This window comes from Ruegeria sp. CDSB113 (assembly GCF_059611045.1).
On the sequence record NZ_JBXWOU010000011.1, the window covers coordinates 15,004 to 32,881 of the forward strand.

General features: G+C 58.8%; 14 protein-coding genes. 2 read left to right on the forward strand and 12 right to left on the reverse strand.

Annotated elements, in window-relative coordinates:
* The first annotated feature begins 46 nt into the window (after nt 1-46).
* On the forward strand, nt 47-1,186 hold the full coding sequence (locus AC2FIS_RS17250) for an alpha-D-ribose 1-methylphosphonate 5-triphosphate diphosphatase (RefSeq protein WP_496774585.1): 1,140 nt from the start codon (nt 47-49) through the stop codon (nt 1,184-1,186).
* Here the strand turns inward: AC2FIS_RS17250 and AC2FIS_RS17255 are convergent, their stop codons facing one another.
* Genes AC2FIS_RS17255 through AC2FIS_RS17285 form a run of 7 tightly spaced genes read right to left on the reverse strand, consistent with a single transcriptional unit; the run spans nt 1,187 to nt 7,684 of the window.
* A complete protein-coding gene (locus AC2FIS_RS17255; protein ID WP_496774587.1) occupies nt 1,187-1,663 on the reverse strand; it encodes a class I SAM-dependent methyltransferase in 477 nt (158 codons plus the stop codon).
* 14 nt (nt 1,664-1,677) lie between these two features.
* Entirely contained in the window at nt 1,678-2,433 is a 756-nt protein-coding gene (locus AC2FIS_RS17260; RefSeq protein ID WP_496774589.1) for a polysaccharide deacetylase family protein, read from the reverse strand.
* The gene (locus tag AC2FIS_RS17265; protein ID WP_496774592.1) at nt 2,430-3,572 is read right to left on the reverse strand and encodes a glycosyltransferase family protein; all 1,143 of its coding nucleotides are present in this window, start codon (nt 3,570-3,572) and stop codon (nt 2,430-2,432) included. The genes AC2FIS_RS17260 and AC2FIS_RS17265 overlap by 4 nt, the downstream gene beginning before the upstream one ends.
* Complete coding sequence (locus AC2FIS_RS17270; protein WP_496774595.1) at nt 3,569-4,153, reverse strand: histidine phosphatase family protein; 585 nt, start codon at nt 4,151-4,153, stop codon at nt 3,569-3,571. The genes AC2FIS_RS17265 and AC2FIS_RS17270 overlap by 4 nt, the downstream gene beginning before the upstream one ends.
* The gene (locus AC2FIS_RS17275; RefSeq protein WP_496774597.1) at nt 4,150-5,226 is read right to left on the reverse strand and encodes a glycosyltransferase family 4 protein; all 1,077 of its coding nucleotides are present in this window, start codon (nt 5,224-5,226) and stop codon (nt 4,150-4,152) included. The genes AC2FIS_RS17270 and AC2FIS_RS17275 overlap by 4 nt, the downstream gene beginning before the upstream one ends.
* Nucleotides 5,226-6,473 (reverse strand): glycosyltransferase family 4 protein, encoded by a 1,248-nt coding sequence (locus AC2FIS_RS17280; protein WP_496774599.1) that lies wholly within the window; start codon nt 6,471-6,473, stop codon nt 5,226-5,228. The genes AC2FIS_RS17275 and AC2FIS_RS17280 overlap by 1 nt, the downstream gene beginning before the upstream one ends.
* Nucleotides 6,470-7,684 (reverse strand): glycosyltransferase family protein, encoded by a 1,215-nt coding sequence (locus tag AC2FIS_RS17285; protein WP_496774600.1) that lies wholly within the window; start codon nt 7,682-7,684, stop codon nt 6,470-6,472. Before AC2FIS_RS17285 ends, AC2FIS_RS17280 begins: the two co-directional genes overlap by 4 nt.
* A 357-nt stretch (nt 7,685-8,041) precedes the next feature.
* Here AC2FIS_RS17285 and AC2FIS_RS17290 point away from each other — a divergent pair, with 357 nt between their 5' ends.
* On the forward strand, nt 8,042-10,417 hold the full coding sequence (locus tag AC2FIS_RS17290) for a mechanosensitive ion channel domain-containing protein (RefSeq protein ID WP_496774601.1): 2,376 nt from the start codon (nt 8,042-8,044) through the stop codon (nt 10,415-10,417).
* Nucleotides 10,418-10,505: 88 nt separating this feature from the next.
* Here the strand turns inward: AC2FIS_RS17290 and AC2FIS_RS17295 are convergent, their stop codons facing one another.
* The 5 genes from AC2FIS_RS17295 to AC2FIS_RS17315 are packed head-to-tail and all read right to left on the reverse strand — an operon-like array spanning nt 10,506 to nt 17,727.
* The gene (locus AC2FIS_RS17295) at nt 10,506-11,861 is read right to left on the reverse strand and encodes a CoA transferase (RefSeq protein WP_496774602.1); all 1,356 of its coding nucleotides are present in this window, start codon (nt 11,859-11,861) and stop codon (nt 10,506-10,508) included.
* Nucleotides 11,858-13,012 (reverse strand): ABC transporter permease, encoded by a 1,155-nt coding sequence (locus tag AC2FIS_RS17300; protein WP_058279438.1) that lies wholly within the window; start codon nt 13,010-13,012, stop codon nt 11,858-11,860. The genes AC2FIS_RS17295 and AC2FIS_RS17300 overlap by 4 nt, the downstream gene beginning before the upstream one ends.
* Nucleotides 13,009-14,037: an ABC transporter permease gene (locus AC2FIS_RS17305; protein ID WP_496774604.1), complete on the reverse strand. Its 1,029-nt coding sequence runs from the start codon at nt 14,035-14,037 to the stop codon at nt 13,009-13,011. The genes AC2FIS_RS17300 and AC2FIS_RS17305 overlap by 4 nt, the downstream gene beginning before the upstream one ends.
* Nucleotides 14,038-14,051: 14 nt before the next feature.
* Complete coding sequence (locus AC2FIS_RS17310; RefSeq protein WP_496774605.1) at nt 14,052-15,962, reverse strand: ABC transporter substrate-binding protein; 1,911 nt, start codon at nt 15,960-15,962, stop codon at nt 14,052-14,054.
* Nucleotides 15,955-17,727, reverse strand: a complete 1,773-nt coding sequence (locus AC2FIS_RS17315; protein WP_496774606.1) for an ABC transporter ATP-binding protein — start codon at nt 17,725-17,727, stop codon at nt 15,955-15,957. Before AC2FIS_RS17315 ends, AC2FIS_RS17310 begins: the two co-directional genes overlap by 8 nt.
* Nucleotides 17,728-17,878 lie beyond the last annotated feature (151 nt).

Sequence of the window (17,878 nt, forward strand, 5' to 3'; positions counted from 1 at the left end):
CTCCTATGCGTGGCCTTCCCAATAGCTCAAACCTTGTGAAGTTCAGATGACAGAAGAAATGATACTTGCCAATGCCACGCTTGTTCTTCCCGATGAGACGATTACGGGTAGCATTCGGATTGTAGGGGATACGATTGCTGAAGTCGCGACCGGCCCGGCTGTTCCCGCTGGCGCAATTGACTGCGAAGGGGATTATGTCTGCCCTGGTCTGGTCGAACTTCACACCGACAACCTTGAGCGTCACATCCAGCCGCGGCCAAAGGTCGACTGGCCTCATGCCGCCGCTATTCTGGCCCATGATGCCGAACTGGCCAGTACCGGGATCACGACCGTGTTCGACGCGATGCGGATAGGCTCGATCCCGTCCGGGCAACGCTATGTCAAATACGCGCGCGGTCTGTCGCGTGAGCTGTGGCAGTTGCGGGAACAGGATGCGCTGAAGATCAGCCATTTTCTGCATTTGCGGGCTGAGGTCTGCTCGGAAACCCTGGCCGAAGAATTAAACGAATTTGGGCCCGAAGACCGTGTTGGTCTGGTCTCCCTCATGGATCACACGCCCGGACAACGGCAGTTCCGCGATATGTCGAAACTTGAAGCGTATCTGAAAGGCAAACTGGGGCTGGAGGGCGATGGATTTCTGCAACACGTGGCCGACCTTAAGGCGATGCGCGACCGCTATGGTGATCTGCACGAGGTTGAGACGGTAAAAGCGGCCAAACGGTTTGGTGCAATGCTGGCCAGCCATGATGACACGACGGACGAGCAGGTGCGCGTATCGGCCGGTCACGGGATCACCCTTGCCGAGTTCCCGACCACTGTCGAGGCCGCGCGATCCTGCCAAGACCACGGTATCAAGGTGATGATGGGCGCACCCAACGTGATCCGGGGCGGGTCGCATTCCGGCAATGTCGCTGCGTATGAATTGGCGCAGCTGGGCCATCTCGACATACTGTCCTCGGACTATGTGCCATCCGCATTGTTGCTGTCTGCTGTGAACCTGGGCGAGATGTGGGGTGATTTTGCCCGCGGTCTGAAAGCCGTGACAAAGACACCGGCAGAGGTCGTTGGGCTGGATGATCGTGGTGAGCTGCGGGCGGGCACCCGGGCGGACGTCATCCGGTTCCGGATGCGCGAAGGCACCCCTGCGTTGAATGGCGTTTGGTCGCGTGGGCGGCGCGTGGCCTGATCAGGCCCTGTAGAACAAGTAACGGTCCGGCGCGATGGTGTCCGGTCCGCTGATCTGCTGAAAGCCGACAAGCGGTTGGCCCGAGATCAACAGTCCGCCGGGCAACATCACCTGCGCGATAAAGGGGCTGAGACGCGCCGCTTCGGCCACGTCCTCTTCCTTAACGCCGCGCCCGAAATCGTAGTGACCGAAAGCGATACTGGGTCCACCTTCTGCCAGCTTCTGCAGCATCGGCTCGGCCTCACCCTGCAAAAAATCCTCTGCTGGCGGTGTGCTGGACGGATGGCACTGCAGCACCCGGTCCATGACCCAAATTCTCCGATCCGGCAGAATTTCCCGCAGGTGATCATAAGTGCGCCCGTTTCCAAGACCCATATCCAGTACGTCGCCCGCCATGTCCGAGACTTGGTCGACCGCCCAATTCAAACCGTCGCGTTGTGCGGTCAGGCGGCGCAGCATGGAATCCAATCGGCTCATTCAGATCTCCGTTTTCAATCGGCTTGGGGGGCTGACCAGACAAAGCCCGGCCCGTTCAGCAGCCGGTGTAGCAGGTCGTGGGTAAAGGCCCAGATGTCCTCATCATGAACCAGATGGTGGGTCAAGATGCCAAAGGGCTCGGTGTTGTCTGCGGGACCCTCGCGGCGATCTTGCAGCAGCTGAGTGGTCTTGGCGATCAACGTGTCCGGGTCGGCCAGTCCGCGTGATCCGCGCCAGTCGATTGGATCCAGATGCGTGTTGACCTGGGCCAATCCGGGCGCCGCCTGCGGGCTGGACCGTGGCGTGGCGGTCGATAAGATGCGATACCCCGCGGCGGGCAATTCCTGAACTACCTCTGGCGCGATGCGGTTCCAGGGCGGCACGAACATCGGGCACAATTGGTCCGCAAACAGGGCGCGCAACCGCGATATCCCCATGCGGGCGTCCTGAGTGATATCGTCCATGGGCCGGTGCAGGCGGAATTCGGATTTCTTTTCATCCGGTGGTGCGTGGTTCTGATGGGCCCATCCGTGCACGACCGGGATTAGGATTGGATGGGCAGTTACATATTCGATCAGCACGTCTTGGACATCACGGGGGATGATGGCCAGATGAACGGGCACACCAAGGAGGTCTGACATCGTGGACAACCGGTCGAGTTGCGGCGTTGTGGAAACCGCGTCATCGTCACGCCACCACAAAGGCAGCGCCAGTCCTTGTTGACGCCAGATATCCAGTTCATCCGTCAAGCTGCGCCAGTCAACACTCATCTGCGGCGCTCCAAAAGTCCCTTGGCGATGCTTACCGATTGCGCTGCGCCATCGAACCCCTGATCTGAGACCGGACGAGGTTCCGATGAAATCACACGGCCCACGGCCTCGGCCAACAGATCTCCGTTCAAGTCTTTGCTTGGGATGACATCAATGGCGGGCATTTCCGCAAGGGTGCGGGCGCGGAGGCTCTGCTCGACCTCATTGCCATCATCAAATGGAATGAACACGGCAGGGGTTCCTGCTTGCAGAATATCCAATGCTGTATTGTAGCCGCACATGCTGACCGAAGCCGCCGCGTGGGGCAGCATCTGGCGAAAATCGGGCCGCACCGGTTCCAAAGTGACAGGGGCATCCGCCACTTGCTTCCGCAATTCGGTAATGCGTGCCTTTGCATCCTGTCCGCCGACCAACAGGCGCCAGTGCCTGTTGGACATCTTTCGGGCGGCCTCGATGGCCGCGCGGAAGATCGGTTGCCCAACCGAACCGCCGCCTGCGCTGACAAGCACTTCGCCTTTGCCGATTGCATCCTTGTGCGGTGTTGGGGCCAGTGGCGCCACGAAACCCGTGTAAAACAGGCGGCCTTCCAGCTGCTCAGACACAGGCCAACTGACGTTCAATGGCACAACGCTCTGATCCGAATGGACAAGGATGCCGTCGTAACGCTCTGCGATAATCTGCTCCGCCCGCTCTGCCTTTGAGGGTTTCGAGGGCGGTGCCAGAATGTCCCGGATCGATCCCAGAATTACTGGGCGCGGGGGCATATCACGGGCCGCCTCTAGCGCAGCTGAAAATTCACCTGTCAGGGATCGGCGGCCAAACGGATAAAGCTCGGTGATCAGAACATCCGGTGCAAAGCTGCGAATTGCTTCAACCAGAGCAGTCTTGCGCGCCGCGAAGTACCCCTCATCCGCCACCGTTCCGGCTTGTGTCAAAAGACGGGTGAAATCAGTCCCATCCGAGCGCAAAGGGGGCAGTCCCAACAACGTCATTCCAGTCGTGTCCAATTGAGGAGCAGGCATCCCACCAGAGACCACGAAGGTATCATGCCCATCCGCGACAAAGGCCCTGCCCAGCGTTAACGCACGGCTCAGGTGCCCGGTGCCCAACAGGTGGGTGACAACAATCATGACCTTCATTCGCGAGGGCCTTGTCGCAGCAGTCGAACCGGTTCGGGTTGCGGCTGAAAACCATCCAGATCAATGACATAAAGTCGGTTGCGCTTGATCTTGAACGGGGCGGTTCCGTCAAAGTTCCATCCCCAGGCCGAGGCCAGAATGACGCGCATGATCCCGATGTGACACACGGCGACGGTGTTGCCCTGCAATCCGTCCAGCCAGGGTTGCAATCGCGCCTTCACTTCCGCCGGACTTTCGCCGTTCGGCGGGCAATAGTCCCAGCCCCAATCCTCGATATGGCGATATCCGCTGTCTGCGTCTGCAATCAGGTCAACGCCGCGCTTGCCTTCCCAATCGCCCCAGTTCATCTCGGTCAGGGCTTCGGACACCATAGGCTCTCGCCTTGCAACCAATGCGGCGGTTTCGCTGGCGCGCTGCAGGGGGCTGGACCAGAGAGCTGCCTTGTTCCACGACTCGGGCAATTCATATCCGGCCAGTTCGGTGCGCGCGTCATCGTCCAGCGGAATGTCACTGCGGCCCTGAATACGGCCAGCGCGGTTCCAATGGGTGTGGCCGTGGCGCAAAAGAGCAAGTTGGCTCATGCAGTGCCTCCGATCAAAGGCCGCGCAGCCTGCCAGAACCGTTCGGTTGCTGCGGGCATCAGGTGGCGGTTTGACACATACTTTTGGGCCGTCGCGCCAAGCGAACGGCGCAGGGCAGGGTCGCCAATCAGCGTCTGTAGCCTGGTGGCAAGCGTTTCGGGTCCTGCTTCGACCTCGGGGTAGTTGGCCGGCGCCAGAACATCGCGGACACCGGGCCTGTTCTGCGCAACAACCGGAACTCCGCTGGCCTGCGCTTCAAGATAAATCATGCCATATGCCTCATTCACGCCGGGCCACACTAAGATGGACGCATTTGCGTATAAGTTTTGCAAGGCGTCACGATCCAGTTGCCCAAGAAACCGGACCTTCGAGCCAAACGGTGTCATACGGTCCTCGATCTCAGCCCGCGCTGGTCCATCCCCTGCAACATCCAAAGCCCAATCCCCGTTCAAATGCGACAGGGCCTGCGCCAGCAACTGGTACGACGCCAGTTTGTCGCCATGCCGCATCATTCCCACCGTCAGCATCGGCCCGTCACATGAGGAAGCGGGCGGCAGGTTCGAGATTGGCAAAAAGGGCGGCAATTCGACCAGGCGCTGATCCTTGAACTTTTCACGTTCCAGCGTGATTAGATCGTTGGCCGTGTGGTAAAAAATGACGTCTGCTGCGTCGCAGGCATCATGTGCGGCTTGCGCAAAGCCGGACCATGGGCCGCGTAACCTGCTGGTCGCACGGGTGCTTTCCAATTGCACATAGGGGATGCCCCGAGCGGCGCACACCTTGGGACCCAGCAGATCAGGGGCCTTGTAGTAGTTGTGATACGTCACCCACAAATCCGTGTCGTGGGTCATGTCCGCGATCAGTCGCCGGGCTTCGGCATCGGCGTCAGAGCAGAGACGTTGTTGAACCGCCGGATCGCCCGTTTTGTCGTAAATGCGCAAGTCCGATACGAGATCGACCTCATCGCCCTGCGCCCCGATCGCCCTGATCAGATTACGCGCCATTTCCCTGTCACCCGATGGCACCGGGCTGTCCGGAGATTTCATCGGTGAGAAAAAGGCGACGCGGGCCATCAGTCTTTGCCCGCGCCCAATGCGCTGAGCCGTTTGGACAACAGGGCAATGCCGGGGTCCATGCGGAATTCGGCAATCAGGCGGGAATAGGCAGCGTTGGCCAAAGATGCAGTACGCTCAGGAGTGGCGGCCATTTCGGTGATCGCGCTGGCAAGTGCGGCCGGGTTGTCGTCGGACAAAACGCCATGCGTCGCAGTTTCGATGAATTCCGGAATGGCGGAAACCGGTGTCGACAGGATCGGCAACAGCTGAGACGCAGCCTCCATCAGAACATTTGGCAACCCGTCGCGATCTCCGTCAGCCGCGATCCGGCTGGGCAGCACGAACAGATCAGAGCCGCGCATCGCCTCGATCACTTCGGGCTGGTCACAGGCCCCCTTCCAGGTGATCCGGTCTGCGATACCTTGGGCCTCAGCCCGTTCGCGCAGCGCATCACCAAGCGCACCGCCGCCAATATGTGTCCAGTGCCAGTCCAGCGAATTGGGTAGCATGGCGAACGCATCGATCAGGCGATCAAAGCCCTTTTTTTCGACCAGACGACCGACTGAGAGCATGTGAAACGGCCCATCCGGTGCCCGAGCTGCGCGGGTCGGCGGGTCGGGAAAACGGTTCAGGTCCAAGCCATGATAGATCAGATCGACCCGCGCCGGATCATCGGCCAGACTGCGCAAGTGTTCGGCCCCGATTGCGGTACAGGTTGCACCAAAAGCGGCCCCATGCGTGCTGGCCTGCAGTTTTTCGGCTTTCTCCCAGTCGGGTGACGTCCAGATGTCCTTGGCGTGTGCCGAAAAGCTCCAGGGCAGGCCGCGCATGATGGCGGCATAGCGTGCGACTGACGACGGTGTGTGCATGAAATGCGCATACATCACCTGCGTTTCCTCGGGCAACTCGGCGGCCAGAACGCAGGCCTGCCCGAAACGCCGGATGCGGTTCTGTGTCGGGTCGCGCCGCAGGTCAGAGCGCCAGACCTTATAAGCCTCGGTATAACCGGGCAGGGTCTGCGCGAGGTGGCGCGCGGCCCAGACGCGATCAGGTTCTTCGTATAGGTACTCGGGCAGGTAGTAGACCTGTCCCTTGAACCGATCATGCAGTGGATGGCGTTTGATGTCGGTCGGGTGGCGCAGGGACCAGATGTCAAAGCTGTGGCCCGCGTCCTGCAAGGCGACCAGTTCCTGTGCGATAAACGTCTCGGAAAGGCGCGGCCATCCTTTGACCAGCACCGCGAGCTTGGGTTTTCCTGAAGTCATCCGGTGGCTCGTTCCCGTTCCCCACCAAGCAGCGCATCTACGCGGCTTGTGACATAGTCCAGACCATCCAGCAGGCCGTCGCGGATTGCCTGAGAAGGCAGTGGCTGATCGGGCAGATTGCGAATAGCCTCAATCATCGCGTCCGCTGTTAACCCGTCACGGTTTTCGTCCAGCATTCTGACAAGACCCAGACCCTCGGCGCGTGAGGCGCGGATCCACTGTTCCAGCCGCGGTGTTGTGCGCGGAACGATGACGGCGCGTTTGTCGAACGAGAGCACCTCGCAGAACGTATTGTAGCCGCCCATGCAGACCACACCTGCAGCGCCGGCAAACAGCGTTTCGATCTGCGATTCAAAGCCAACAGCCGTGACCCGACCATTCAGCGCTGCAACGCGGGTTTCGAAATCGTCCCGCAGCTCGCCCGACAGAAAGGGGCCGTAGACAAGGACAGCGCGCGGTGACAGGTTGGGGTCTTTTTCATAGGCGCACAAAACCTGGTTCACCATGGCTTTGCCGTCGCCGCCGCCTCCCGGCGTAATCAGGATGTAGGGCTGTTCCGGCGGATCGCCTATCGGGCCAAGGTCGCGGCGCAAATAACCAGTCCAATGGATACGCGACTGCGCGGCAGCGCTGAGCGGCAGGCCCTCGGTCGGATCATAGATCGAGCGCAGCCCGTACACCCAGATTTCGTCGTAGAACCTTTCGGTTGCTGCAATGGCTTCTTTCCGCTCCCACTCGGCGGCCAGCACTTCGGGTTCATCCAAAACGTCACGCAGGCCCAGGACCATTTTCGTGCGGCGGGACCGCAGCAAATTTTCCAGGGTGGGCAACAGCTCGCTGCGGAAACCGGTTGGTTCTTTGTCAACGATCAGAACGTCGGGATCGAATTGCTGAACCGCTGTCTGGATAAGACCCGCCCGCAGTTCGGTCACTTCCTCGATGCCCATGCCAATTGTTTGGGATGCATAAGACCCGTCGGCGCGTTTGGTCACACCTGGCAAACGCACGTGGTCGACGCGACGCGGAAAGGTGAACCGCCCGGCCACGGGTGACCCGGTCAGGATCAGCGCCGATGCCGACGGGTCAGCCTGCGTCATCGCACCAGCCAGTGCACGGGATCGGCGCAGATGACCCAACCCGAACGTATCGTGGCTGTAGAACAAGATGCGCGGCGCACGGCCGGTTGTATCGTTTTGTCTTCCTAGGCTCATGCCTTTGCCCAATTCAGTGTTCTGGTGCAACTCCGCGCGCTTGCACCCGTATCGTATATATTTTTTTCAGCCGCGTGCAAAATCACTGATCCCACCAGTCGTTACCGGCTTGTATCGATTTTAGCCGTGGGTTTCGCATCTGCGCCCTGTTCTACATCAAATTTCCTGCCCATCCGTCATGATGACAGCGTCTGGTTGGTCATATTCAGTTTTTTCCGGGTTGCAAACACTTCTGTTCATAGCATGGTGCGGGGAACACGGCTTGATACGATGTTGAGGCTGCGGGGGTTGAATATTTGAACCCGCCACCGGGCTTCGATATCCTGTGTTACGAATGGCGAACTGGAAAATTATCCGATGACACGAACATTGCTGGCTGGATTAACGTTTGTAATCTGGTCCCTTACTCTGGTGCTGGTCACCGGTGCAGTTGCGCAGACCTCTCTGATACCGGGGTATCCCTCAGCCGGGGGCAGCAGCTCGGACACAGCCAGCGACAGCGATCTGGCTACGGCGATCCGCTCCGCGACCGAAGCCGGGGCCAGTGTGATCGTCATCGACAGCGCCGGGCAAATCGTGTCTTCCGGCCAGCAAAACAGTGTCACCCCCGAGGCTGCACCCGGGGATCCGATGGGCGACGGTTCGCAGCTTATGAAAGCGCAGGAGCGGTTTTCGAGATTTCGCGACTCGATGAATTCACGGCTTCAGGCGCTGCCTTATTCGATCTTCGAGGTGCAATACATCCTGCGTCAGACCAGTCCGGATGGCCGAATACAGACCTATGTCGAGGTCCTGTTCTGGAACGTTCTCTTCCTTTTGATCGGACGATGGTTGTCGATTGAAATCTACGGCAAGCGTATCGCAAAGCGAATCGTCGTCGCGCGATCCAAGGAAGATCCACAAGGCTATCGCGAGAAGATGCCGTTTTTGGTGTTCCGATTCCTGATGGGGATAGGCGCCACGATTTTTGCCATGGTGATGGCGCTTATCGTCGGTTTCGTGTTTTTCGGCGAGGCTGAGGACATCTCGATCCAGTTCACGGTCACAGCAATTTTTACCGCCTTCTTCCTGTCGCGTACGGTGTCTGATCTGTGGCGCATGGTTCTATCGCCATATCTGAGCCAATATCGCTTGCCGCCGTTCTCGGACCGAGACGCCAAACGCCTGTATATCTGGGCTTCGGCGCTGGCGACCTACGACATTACCGTGGTGCTTTTTGCCACTTGGGTAGCTGATTTTGGGCTGAACTATAACGTCTACGCCTTGGTCTATGGCGGCCTGACCATGTTTGGTGCGATCGGCAATGTCCTGATGATCCTGTTCAATGCCCGCGCCATTTCGAACGCTATTCGCGGCGGGCGCTCACCGGATCAGGTGTCGTGGATTCTGCGTCTAATCTCGTTTGCATGGGCGCCGGTGCTGATCCTTTACATGGTGTTTAGTTGGTTCAAACTGGCCGTCGACCTTGTGCTGGAAAATCAAAACTCGATCCCGATCGTGGCCAGCAGCTATGCCATCTTCATGTCGGTCGTGGTTGCCTATGGGGCCATGAACTATCTTCTGGAACGGTATTTCAATCGCAACAGCCAGCTGGACGCGATGAATGCCGATGCTGATGAGGCGGATGCCGAGGTTGAAGCGATCGAAACGCCGCAGGCCGAGATGCGCAAGCACTCTATCCTGACCTACGAAGATCTGGCGCGGCGGGTTGCCGGTATTCTGGCTTTTGTTGTCGGTCTATATGCGCTGGTGGTCATCTGGAATCCGGATGCCAGCTGGAGCGAGGACCTGCCGATCGAGCGGGCGCTGGATGTGATGGTGATCCTCTTCATGGGCTATATCCTGTTCCATTTTTTCCGCATCGGGATCGACTCGAAGATCGCGCAGGAGATTGACGACGGCGGTGGTGAGGCTGAGCTGGGCGATGAAGGCGGAGAAGGTGGGCAAAGCCGCCTTGCAACATTGTTGCCCTTGTTCCGCGGGGCCATTCTGGCCGTAGTTGTTGTGACCATAGCGCTGATTGCCCTGATGGAATTGGGTATCAATGTCAGTCCGCTATTCGCGGGTGCTGGCGTTGTGGGCCTGGCCGTGGGCTTTGGGTCGCAGACATTGGTCCGCGATATCTTTTCGGGGGCGTTCTTCCTGATGGATGACGCGTTCCGCAAGGGTGAGTACATCGACATCGGCGACGTGAAAGGAACGGTCGAAAAGATCTCGGTCCGGTCGTTCCAGCTGCGTCACCATCTGGGCGCGCTGAACACCATCCCCTTTGGTGAAATCAAGGTTCTGACCAACTATTCCCGCGACTGGGTGATCATGAAACTGCCGTTACGGGTAACGTATGACACCGATGTCGAGAAGGTGCGCAAGCTGATCAAGAAGTTGGGTCAAGAGTTGTTGAGCGACCCGGTGATTGGCGACAACTTTATCCAACCGCTGAAGTCGCAGGGCGTGATCGAAATGCAGGACTCTGCGATGATCATTCGGGTCAAGTTCATGACCAAGCCGGGCGATCAATGGCTGGTGCGCAAGAAAGTCTATCAGGATATCCGGGAATTGTTCGCCCGCGAAGGCATCAAGTTCGCACACCGTGAGGTCACCGTGCGCCTGGCCGAAGGCAAGGACCCCGAGGATCTGACACCCAAGCAGCGCGAAGCTGTGACGGGTGCGGTGCAGGCGGCGATTGACGAGGATTATCTGGACGATATCGGTCCGGGTGGGGACGATCGCTGACGGGGTCTCCCGCCCCTTTGGGTGACGTCTCTGGCGAGACGTGACCCAAAGCGTTGGGCCGGGCCGCGCGTACCGCGCGGCGGTTGGCTCAGGTGATGGCCGTGGCCCAGACCGGAGCCGACGTGCCTAGTTTAGGTGCAGGCTTGTCCCAGAACATCTTGGCGGCGCCCACCGTCAGAGCGGGTTTCAGGCGGTGACCGGAGCCCCAGCCTGATTCTTCGAGAGCTTGGCTGTAGTCTGACGGGCTGGCACCGGTAATAACCTCTTTCGTGTCGGACTTGCCGAGAATGGCCAACAACTCGGCCGTGCGTGCGAGAGAGAGCTGGCCCAGCATGATCGCGTTGCCCGAGGCGGCCTCGGCCAAGGCGGACAGCACGGCGGCGGCCATCAGATAGCCGGTTGCATGATCCAGCGCCTGAACCGGCAATGGTGTTGGTTTATCCGCATTTGCCCAGTCACGGCCCGCATCCGCTATACCCGCGCTCATCTGAACGAGGCTGTCGAACCCGCGCCGCGCGGCCCATGGGCCTTGCCAGCCATAAGCGTCTAATGTGACTTCGACCCGGTTTGGGGCTAATTCATCGCGCTTGGCCCTGGTCAGGCCGAGCGCATCCAAAGCACCGGGGCGATACCCGTGGACGAACACATCGGCCTGAGACAACAACTCTCGCAGCATTTCCAAACCTGAGGGTGATTTCAGATCGAGGTAAGTGCAGGATTTACCCAATGAGATGTCGGGTATGACACCGGGCTCGTCCCAACCGGGCGGGTCGATACGCAGAACGTCAGCACCAAAACCGGCGAGGGTTCGCGTTGAAACCGGCCCAGCCAGCACGCGCGTCAGGTCGAGGACGCGCAACCCTGCCAAAGGGCGCTCAGCCGTGGCCTCGGATCGATCTCGCAGTTTGATCTGTCGCGGGCTGTGCCAACCGATCAGCGGATCGCGGGACACGGCCCGACCTTGCGGATGCTCTAACCACACTGCCCGGCTGCGCATGGCTGCGGAAACGCCACCTTGGGCCACGATTGCCGATTCCAGCTCGCTGGCGGACCATCGCCGCACCGCTTGAGAGACCGCGTCCCGATCTGCTTTGACTTCAAGAACATTTAGTGCCGCCGCCCGGTGGCAGGGCAGGTTGGTGTGCAGCCTGATCCAACCATCCGCAGTCTGGTAGTCGCCCGCGACCGCATCCCAGAGACTAGGCATCTCCCAACCATTGGGCTTGAAGGAATATTGATACCAAAGCGAGGCCAGCCGGTGATCCACAGACACATCCGGCGCACTGGGCGACAGGTTCAGCGCCGTCATCAGACGAGCCAGTTCCTGACCCACCGCGCCAAAGGTTGCCGTCGCCAGTTCAGATACCGCGTAGACGCTGGACCAAGCCCCGGTGCCCGTTTTGCGGTATCCGTCGGTTGCGGGAAGGGCTGAAATCAAGCTCATTGCTGGTATGGATCCAGACTGTCACGCAGCCCGTCACCCAGGAAATTGAAGGCCAGCACGATAACAATGATCGGTAACATCGGGATTGCCGTCCAGGGGTAGATCTCGATCGAGGCCAGGTTCTGCGCGTCGTTCAGCATTACACCCCAGCTGACGGCCGGGGCCCGCAAGCCAAGCCCCAGGAAGCTGAGTGCGGTTTCCCCGAGGATCATGGCCGGTATCGACAACGTGGCCGAGGCGATCAGGTGAGACATGAAGTTCGGCAGCAGGTGCTTGCGGATGACACGGCCAGAGCTTGCACCCATCATCTCGGCGGCGCGGACGTATTCCTCTTCCCTGAGGGACAGGAATTTCGCGCGTACCGAACGGGCGAGGCCAGGCCAATCGAGAATCCCGAGGATGATCGAGATGATGAAGAAAACTGCAACCGGGCTCCAGTTTGAGGGCACCGCCGCCGATAGGGCAAGCCAGAGCGGCAGTTCAGGTAGCGAGCGCAAGACCTCGATCACGCGGTTGATGACCCAATCGATCTTGCCGCCGAAATACCCGGCGATTGATCCAAAAAAGATGCCAAGGGTGAACGATACCGAAATGCCGATCAGTCCGACCGTCAGCGACAGCTGCGCGCCATATAGAATGCGGCTGAACACATCGCGGCCCAAACGATCGGATCCCCATAGGAACAGCGTTGCGCCCTCTGGCGCGCAGAACAGGTGGGTGTCTGATTTCACAAGACCTGCAAGCCTGTACTCGGTCCCCTCGCAGAAAAAGCGTATCGGGCGAGGGTCTTCCGTGTCGGGCACGAATTTCCACTGAAAGGTCTCAAGATCAGCTTCGGCCACGATCGGATAGACATACGGGCCAATGAAGGAGCCATCGTGGAACCAATTGATGCTTTGTGGTGGGGCGTAAAGGTGTTCGCCGTTTCGTTCATTCGGGCCATAGGGGGCGATGAATCCAGCGAAGGGCAGCATCAGGTAACAGAACAGTAGGAAAACGCCTGAAATCAAACCCAGTTTATGGGTTTTGAACTTGCGCCAGACCAGAACCCAGTTGGGCGCGTCCAGATCGGCGCGCTCTAACTGTTGCAGGGCGGCATCCGCGTCGAAAGGTGCATCGTCGACAAAGCGACCGTCGGTGTGTTTGGTCACGCTTCACGCCCCTCGTACCGAATACGCGGGTCCAACATGACCAGCAAGATATCAGAGATCATGGTGCCGATCAGTGTCAGCAAGGCCACGAACATCAGAATGAAGGCAGACAGAAATTGGTCCTGGGTTTTGAGTGCGGTCAGCAAGGTCGGGCCGATGGTTTGCAGGCCAAGCACGACCGACACCAGTACCGACCCGGATACCATCGACGGCAGCAAGTTCCCGATATCCGCAACAAAGGGGTTGAACGCCACGCGCAGCGGGTACTTTGTCAGCATTCGCGATGGCGCCATACCCTTGGCAATGGCCGTTTCCACATAAGGTTTGCCCAGTTCATCCAGCATGTTCGCACGCAGGCGCTGCATCATGGCTGATGCGCCAGATGTGCCAATGACGAAAGTCGGCACGATCAGGTGGACAAGAATGGACTTCAACTTTTCCCAGCTCATTGGTTGACCTTCGAAGGATGGGTCCATCAGGCCGCCGATGGGCAGGTTGAAGTAGCGGTGTCCGTAATAGAACAGGATCAACGCTAGCAGGAAGTTGGGCGTCGCCAGACCAAGATAACCAACAAAGGCCGACGTATAGTCGATCCAGGTTCGCGATTTTGCTGCGGCGAGTACGCCCAGCGGTAGGGCAACGGCATAGACGAACAGGATAGCGGCCAGGTTGACGACAACGGTTAGCCATAGGGTATCGCCAACGATCTCGGCCACGGGGCGGTCGAATTCAAAAGACCAGCCGTAATTGCCCTGCAGAAGACCCTCAAACCCGTGCGGTCCGGGCCAGAATCCCATCCAGACCAGGTATTGTTCCCATACAGGGCGATCCAGGGCGTATTCCGCGCGCAGGAATTCAGCCTTGGCAACACCTGCGGATTGGCCCGAGGCCTGCAATTCCGCGATCTGATTGCTCAGATAATCGCCGGGGGGCAGGTTGATGATCACGAAGATCAGAACCGACACCACCAGCAAAGTCAGCAGCATCGTGAAAAAGCGATACACCGCATAGCGCAGCATTACCATTTAGCTGCTCCTGATTAGTCGGCGAAAAAGAATTCGTCGGGGCGGTGAATGCCAAAATGTGCGCCGGGCTCCCATGCCCACATACCTTGTTCGGGCACGTTGCGCAGACGGTTGGACACTACGATGGGCTGCGGTGCGCCGTTCAGAATTCCGATGGCGAAAAGCTGGTCAGCGTGGATTTTCAACATCTCGGTCCAGACTGCCTTGCGCTCTTCGTCGGTGGTGGCAACCTCCCAATCATGGGCCAGTTGCATCAGACGCTCGGCTTCGGGCATGTCAGGCGCTTCACCAACATCGCCGCTGGTCTGGTAAAATTGTCCCCATTTGGGCCAGGCCAGAAACACCTGATCCGTAGGGGCCAAATATGCGGGGGATGTGTGCGCCTGCGGGATACCGTCATCCCAACCGAACCATACCGAGGCCATGGTGTTGCCTGAAAATACGCGGTTGCGCAGAATGTCCCGGTCCAACGGGCGCATGATCAGGTCCACACCGATTTCGCGCCACGTATCCGTGACGATCTGAAGCGCGTTCTCAACCTCTTGCCGTTCTCCTGCAGTTTCGATGATCAATTCCATCGGGCGGCCATCCGGCAGCAGGCGAATGCCGTTTTTATCGCGCTCGGCCAGGCCAGCTTCGTCCAGTAGGGCGTTGGCCATCTCGACGTCATACTGCGCCCAGGCTTTTGCGTTTTCCTCGTCATAGAACGGAGACGCGGGTAAAACGGACATCGCACCGGGATGGGCCAGCTTGAAATAGAGCGCTTGATTGATGGTTTTGCGGTCGATAGCCAAGGACAGCGCTCGCCGAACACGAACATCGCGCAGAACGTCGCGCCAAACCTCATCCGAGTAGTTCAGGTTCGGGTAGATCGCGATTTGCGATGCGACGCCAGTCTTCCACAACAGGGTTTTGTAGTCTCCGCCTGCTTCGCCCTTTTTCAGGATAGATGCATCGCGAAACGCCAGACCGCGCCCCTGCAGATCAGTCTCGCCGGCATTGGTCTTGGCCGCGACCAAGCCAGCAGCGACGATTTCCATCTCGACGACGTCGATATAAGGCAACTGAACGCCGTTGGAATCGATGCGGTGGTAATATGGGTTGCGAACGAAATTGTGGCGGATCTTCTTGCCCGAACTTGCATTCAGCCAAGGCTGCAGCGTCGGCAATTCGTGATTGTCGAACTTGTAGAGGTTGTCCAGCTTGTTGTGCAGCGCCGCCCAGCTTTTGACCCGTGCGTCTTCGACCTGAAAGGCGAGGTCTTCAGCATCTGCGAATTTCTCGTGATACTGTTTGAGGAATTCAGACGGCCGGTAGATGAACGGCGGGCGCGCTTGGGCCAGCGATTGCAGAAAATCAGGATTGGGGTCTTCCCACTCAAAGACAACAGTTGTCTCATCCGGGAAGGTCACGGTTGGCGTTTTGCCTTCAACAATCAGGAAATCAGGTGGGCCAGATGGGCTGAGCAACTCGTTGTTAGCGACATCTTCCCACCAATAACGAAAGTCTTCGGATGTGAACGGTGATCCATCTGACCACTTGTGCCCGTCCCGCAGATGCAGGGTGAACGTCCGGTTGCCGTCATTTTCATAGGATTCAAGCAGATCGGGGACGATGTCGTAGTTTTCGTCAAACCCAACCAGTCGCGCATAACCATAGACGACCATCTGACGGATGTCTTTTGACCGGGTCACCATAGTGCGCAGGGTACCACCGGGGGCACCAAACTCGCGGCCTTTGGCGGCCAGATCCACGATCAGAGGTTCGGCTGGCAGGCGCTCTGCGACCGGCGGCAGGTTCCCGGCGCTGACCTCGGCTTGCCAGAATTCGCTTTCCTGAGGGGTCGGTGTTCCTGCAGTGGCGGGCAGGACCAAAGTGGCGACCAACGTGGCAGCCAGAATGAGCGGGCGAGTGGTTTTAAACATGGCATCGTACCTTATGGCCGGGCTCCATCTCTACCAGTGAGGGTATCACGGAGTCCGTAAATCGGAAGGTGTCATCCCAACTGTCTGGTGAACCAGCGCCCAACGCAACCAGTTTAAGGTCGATGGGCCGGTTGATGTCGGGTTCTGGTTGGGCGGCAATCAGCGCCTTGGTGTAAGGGTGTCGGGGGTTATAAAACAGTGTCTCGGGCGGGGCTTGTTCGACGACAAGACCCCGGCGCATCACGGCCACTTCGTCGGCAATGCGCGCCACAACCGCAAGGTCGTGAGAGATGAACAGGTAGGACAGGTTCAACCGGTCCTGCAGGTTTTCCAGCAAGGTCAGGATCTGTTCCTGAACCGATACATCCAATGCCGATGTCGGCTCGTCACAGACAATCAACTGAGGGTCCAGCATCATCGCCCGCGCAATCGACAGGCGTTGCCGCTGTCCGCCGGAAAAGGCATGGGGATAGCGTTTGAGCATATCACCATTCAACCCCACACGCTGAAGCATCTCGACCGCTTTGTCCCGCTGTTCAGCGGTCGAACCAATGGAGTGGATTTCCAAAGGCTCGGTCAGCGCGTCTTGAATGCGCATCCGCGGACTGAGAGAGCTGTACGGGTCCTGAAACACCATCTGCGCCTTGCGTTGAAAGGCCGTGCGCTGAGAGCGGTTCATGTGGTGCACAGTGATCGGGTCTTCGCCCGGAGCGGTGCGAAACAGAACCTCGCCACCCGGATCGGGTAGTTCCGCGCCAAGGGCGATCCGCGCAGCCGTTGTTTTGCCCGAGCCACTTTCACCGACGATTGCCAGTGTTTTGCCGCGGGCCAAATTCAGATCCACACCTCGGCAGGCATGGATCAGCTTGTCCCCCTGCCAGCCCCTGCTGGACCGCATAGTGTAGGTCTTGGACACCCCCTTCATCTGTAGAATGAGGTCATCATTCGGCATCGGCAGCCCGACCGAATCTTCGTCGGGAATCGCAGGGGCCGCGTTGAACAATTGTTGTGTGTAGGGGTGCGCCGGGGCGCTTAGGATCGGGGCGGCTGCCCCTGCCTCCATCACGCGACCCTTGTGCATGACAACGACCTGTTCCGCCATATTGGCAACCACACCAAGATCGTGCGTCACAAGGATCAGGGCCATGCCCGTTTCGCGCTGCAACTCCTTGATCAGACCCAGGACCTGCGCTTGTGTCGTTACGTCCAGCGCGGTCGTCGGCTCATCCGCGATCAGCAGTTCCGGCTTGGAAACCATGGCCATCGCAATCATGGCGCGCTGGCGCATGCCGCCCGACAACTCGAACGGGTAAGAATCATAGGCGCGCTGCGGATCAGGAAAGCCTACGCGTTCGAATTGGGTCAGGACCTCTTTGCGGGCTTGCGCCTCGGACGCGCTCCGATGCAGCCACAAGACCTCGCTGACCTGATTGCCGATCTTGTGCAACGGGGACAGTGATCGCATCGGTTCCTGAAAAATCATCGAAATCCGATTGCCGCGAATGTCACGCATCTGTCGCTCGCTGATCTTGGTCAGATCCTCGAAGCCTTTCGAATCGTTCAGGGTAATAGTGCCACTGCGGATTTGCGCGGCACGTGGCAGAATACGCAAGGCTGCCCGGCACGAGATGGTTTTTCCTGACCCGGATTCGCCAACCAGAGCCAATGTCTGCCCGGCCTCGACATCAAAATTGACTCCTTTGACAACTGAGTCGCCCGCACCAAAACCGATGCTGAGGTCTCTGACGGACAACAACGCAGTCATGCGGGTTTTCCACCCGTTCGTCCGTGGTTCGACATCGGCGTATTCAACTCCCTGTGTTTTTTGACTTAGTCTCGCGCGGTTGTGCCTGTGTAGTCAAACCCGTTCTTGGGCCGAATTGTCGCGAAAATGTGAAACTTAGGCCAATTTACCT